5 protein-coding genes are annotated in these 3,757 nt (G+C 49.5%); 1 reads left to right on the top strand and 4 read right to left on the bottom strand.

Features of this window, described 5'->3' with window-relative positions:
* The first annotated feature begins 78 nt into the window (after positions 1-78).
* On the top strand, positions 79-474 hold the full coding sequence (locus NP596_RS20400; RefSeq protein ID WP_256617227.1) for a hypothetical protein: 396 nt from the start codon (positions 79-81) through the stop codon (positions 472-474).
* A gap of 980 nt (positions 475-1,454) precedes the next feature.
* Here NP596_RS20400 and NP596_RS20395 read toward each other — a convergent pair.
* From NP596_RS20395 to NP596_RS20380, 4 genes are all read right to left on the bottom strand, one after another.
* Positions 1,455-1,742: an addiction module antidote protein gene (locus tag NP596_RS20395; protein WP_256617226.1), complete on the bottom strand. Its 288-nt coding sequence runs from the start codon at positions 1,740-1,742 to the stop codon at positions 1,455-1,457.
* A 2-nt stretch (positions 1,743-1,744) separates the two neighbouring features.
* A complete protein-coding gene (locus tag NP596_RS20390; RefSeq protein ID WP_256617228.1) occupies positions 1,745-2,038 on the bottom strand; it encodes a type II toxin-antitoxin system RelE/ParE family toxin in 294 nt (97 codons plus the stop codon).
* Between the two features lie 84 nt (positions 2,039-2,122).
* Complete coding sequence (locus NP596_RS20385) at positions 2,123-3,250, bottom strand: zonular occludens toxin domain-containing protein (RefSeq protein ID WP_256617225.1); 1,128 nt, start codon at positions 3,248-3,250, stop codon at positions 2,123-2,125.
* Between the two features lie 53 nt (positions 3,251-3,303).
* Positions 3,304-3,618, bottom strand: a complete 315-nt coding sequence (locus NP596_RS20380; protein ID WP_256617224.1) for a hypothetical protein — start codon at positions 3,616-3,618, stop codon at positions 3,304-3,306.
* Positions 3,619-3,757: the final 139 nt, after the last annotated feature.

Genomic DNA, 3,757 nt, shown 5'->3' with positions numbered 1-3,757 from the left:
TACATTATGCGAAGTCATAAGACGCCGGCGGCGCGGATTTTGCGTTAGTGCCATTTCCCTTTTTTTGGAGTCAATACTATGGCACGTAAGAAAAGCTCTTTCTATCATACCCGCTGGAACCGTTGCGGTTTAAACGAAGCCCGTGCAGCCGAGGTAATCGGTTGCACGGTTGAGGATATTCAACGATTCGACGACGAAGGCGCGCCCATTGCGGAGCGCCTTTTGCTTTTGTGGGACTCGAAACACGTCAATCATGACGGCTGGGACGGGTTTTTGTTTTCGCGCGGCGTTCTGCGCTTTAAAAATCGCCGCTGGACGCCGGCCATGCTCAAGGCTTGGCACGACCATGCCGAAGAGCTGGAACGGCTCAGAATCGAAAATTCGCGGCTGAAATCCTGGAATGGATTATCCACAAGTTTTGTGGATAAGGTTGTTTATACCGTCAAGCGGCGCTATAGTCGGCACCGGGTTTAGGTCGTTTGGTCGATTTTTAGCCAATCGGCCTTTGGCTTACCGGGGTGGGCCCGGAAGCCGCCCTTTTTTACTTCAAAATCGACAAAAACAGGCCACTGAGTTTTAGCGTAGACCATACCAAAGTGCGCAAAATGTTATTGATTTTAAACAAACTTTTTTTGTCGGCAGAGTCTAACATATTTTTTGCGATTTTTGTATGGCGTAAAAATGAGAAAAAAACCGCGCCAGCCCTAGAGCCGCAAGGGCTAGAGGCAATTTTTAAAAGTATGATTAGATGCAAAAAAGTACGGGTTATCATACCAAAGTGTGAGTGTTACTAGAACTTCCCACACTTTCCGGCTATCGCCGGAAAGCCCCTGCCCCAACAATCAAAACAGCCTTTTTTTGATGCCTCCGGCCACCCTGAAAGAAGGTATTGAAGAACGAAAAAAGCCTACCTAGCGACGGGCGCGTCAGAGTCCGGTTGTTATCTGTCGAGCGGGAAACACTTCCGCGCCTAAATGGCGTTCGGTGTTGGCCTATCGGCCAAGCGGGAAAGGTGTCGCGAAGAGCGCATGGCCGTTGGCCAGCGGAAAAGAAATTGATTGTTTAGATATCGCCAACCAATAAAGTACGCTGCGCGTGATTTTGTTTGATGAAAGGCAATAATGAGCCGCTAGCGCGGCGGTGTTTTAAGTGACTGCGAATAACAGCCGTCTCGCGCCGCTGGCGCTCTGTTACGGCGCCGATAGACAACCACTGCGATCAAAGCCTATGGGGGCGCCTGTGTGGGTCCTGCCCTGCCCGCCGGCGTCTTGCCAAGGTCAACCAAAAGCCCCTAGCACCGATCAAAGCCTTTGAACGTCAAAACCGGTTTTTTAGTGAGTGGATCAGCAAGCCGCCACAAGTGGCGAGCCTGCACCCGGCTGGTTCGCTGCGCTCACTGGCCGGGCGCGTGAAAAGCGGCCAGCATCATTAACCGCGTGGCCGCCTTCGGCGTCCTACGCGGCCGGCGTTGCTTGCAGGTGAATACCTAACGCCTTGATGACTTTAAACACGGTATCAAAACGCGGCTTTGCGCCAGGCTTAAGGGCTTTGTAAAGGCTTTCGCGGCCAAGTCCGCTTTCATTGGCCAAGGTGGCCATGCCTTTGGCTTTGGCAATGTAACCCAAGGCCCTTATCAGTTCATCACTGTCGCCTTCTTCAATCACTTGGGTCAAATATTCGCTAATCGCTGCATCTGTATCGAGCATGTCAGCGAGGCTGAAAACTGTTAATGGTTCGATCATGGTCATACCTCTTTGGATAGTTTGATTGCGCGTTGAATGTCGGCTTGTTGGGTAGATTTGTCGCCGCCGGCGAGCAAAATCAATATTTGACCTTGCTGGGTCATGAAGTAAACCCGATAGCCTGGCCCATGATCGATGCGCATTTCAAAGACGCCCTCGCCTACTGGTTTCACATCGCCCATAAGTCCATGCTGTACCCGATCTATTCGCCTGGATATGGCGATTTTCGCCCGTAAATCTCGAAGACCGGCCAGCCACCTAGAAAATGTTTGAGTTTGTTGGACTATGTTAAACATAGGCTTATTGTATCCGATTGGATACAATAAGGCGAGAAATTTCAGCCGGCGCCGGCGAAAGAAGGAAAAAAATGTAGCTTAGCGTTACGATTGGTTCCGGAGTTTCGTAACGGTTTGCCTTGATTCGTCTTGCAATGCCGGCGGTACGCCCATTCTGGGTGCTACATACGGGTTAAATTTGAGATTGGCCACATGTTCTAGACATTGTTCCCAGGTTACAGGATATGGCGTGGCTTGCTGCGTGTAGCATTTGCAGGCATTTTCCGATTTGATGCAGCCGGCCAAGATGGGTACCGATTGTACTTTAAGCAGACCCTGATATGCCGGGGCTGATTCCGGGACACCGGGTATTGTTGGCTCAAAGTCAGGCATACCCCCTGCCCCTTGCCCGGATTTTGAGAGATTAAAGGCGGTTGACGACTGTGTTTTCTCGCTGGCCGGCTGCGTGTTGTTCCAGGGCTTAGCGGTCGCGACGGGTTGTTCTATGCCCGCTTGCTCCGGTTTGTCCTTGGTAAAGGCATTCATCATGTAATTAAAAAACAGAACCCCGCCTATCAAGACGCTAGCGAAGCCAACACCGGCCAGGATATAGAAGCGTGTTAGATGGCTCGGTTTTTTCTTTATGCCCTCGGCATGGGTTGCTGATTTATACGCCTTGTAAATCCTGGGGTCAGCTCTAAGAGTTGATTGGCTAACTACTTCGTTTGTTGTTGTATCACGCAACGAATAGCGCAATTCGTTTGACATGCGCCGCATGGTTTCCGGAGCGGCTTCGATGTAATTCTCAGCGAGCTTTAAAACACGACGGTGTATCGCGTCCGGATGCTGAGTCATCATAAAAACTTCAGCGCCAAAATGTCCGTGATACTCAAACCAGAACCAAACAGAGTTCGGGATATCCCTGGCAGACGTTGGGAAATAACGCTGACACTCGTCAATAAGCACAAAAACATATTTGTACTTCGGAGCAATTTCCTTTTCCCAAAAGGGCACATTAAAGAACTGATAAAGACCGTTTCTTATCTTAAAATCGGAATCGCTTTCAGATGGATATCGCTTTAAATCGCTTTCACGTTCACCGAGATCCTGAATACATCTATCGAAATTAATGTGATTTAGCTTTAAACCGGCGATATTCGAAACAAGAAAAACCCCATCATTAAGCTGATAAGTTTCAGATATCGGATCATATTTGCAATAGTCAAGCAGCATTTTTACGGTGTAATACGTTTTGCCACTCCTGGGCTTGCCAATAGGAAACCTAATCATAATAGTCTAAGAGCTGATGAAATGACGAACCGTCCAGCCAGAGACGAGACCACCACACTAATCGCCTGAGGGATCTGCATGGTTACCAAGAACCAACCCGCCATTCCCGTGAAAGATTGAATGGCAGGCGGTAACGGTAATGCAGCAAAGACCCAATCGAAAACCGCTTGGGCTATTTCCATCGATACATTCCAAAGAATGATTGGCAGAATAACGACGAACAGAAACGCCAGAACGGCCTTGGTGGCGATGAATTTAGCGACGCTGGCACCGCTTAGGAAGGTTGCCAGCGCTGAGATTAATGCGCCCATGTATTACTCCTTTACGCCTAGAATGATGAATCCGCCATAAAGAGAGGCGAACCCAAGAATAATGATGCCTATCGCCGAGAATTGGGGTTCCCAAGCACAAAACGACAGGCCCGCCGTGCCGGTTTGACCCCCTAGCTCT

Origin of the sequence: Methylomonas rivi (assembly GCF_024505165.1) — a bacterium.
GTDB lineage: Bacteria > Pseudomonadota > Gammaproteobacteria > Methylococcales > Methylomonadaceae > Methylomonas > Methylomonas rivi.
Note: the sequence above shows the minus strand (reverse complement) of the source record. Positions and strands in the feature narration are given on the sequence as shown.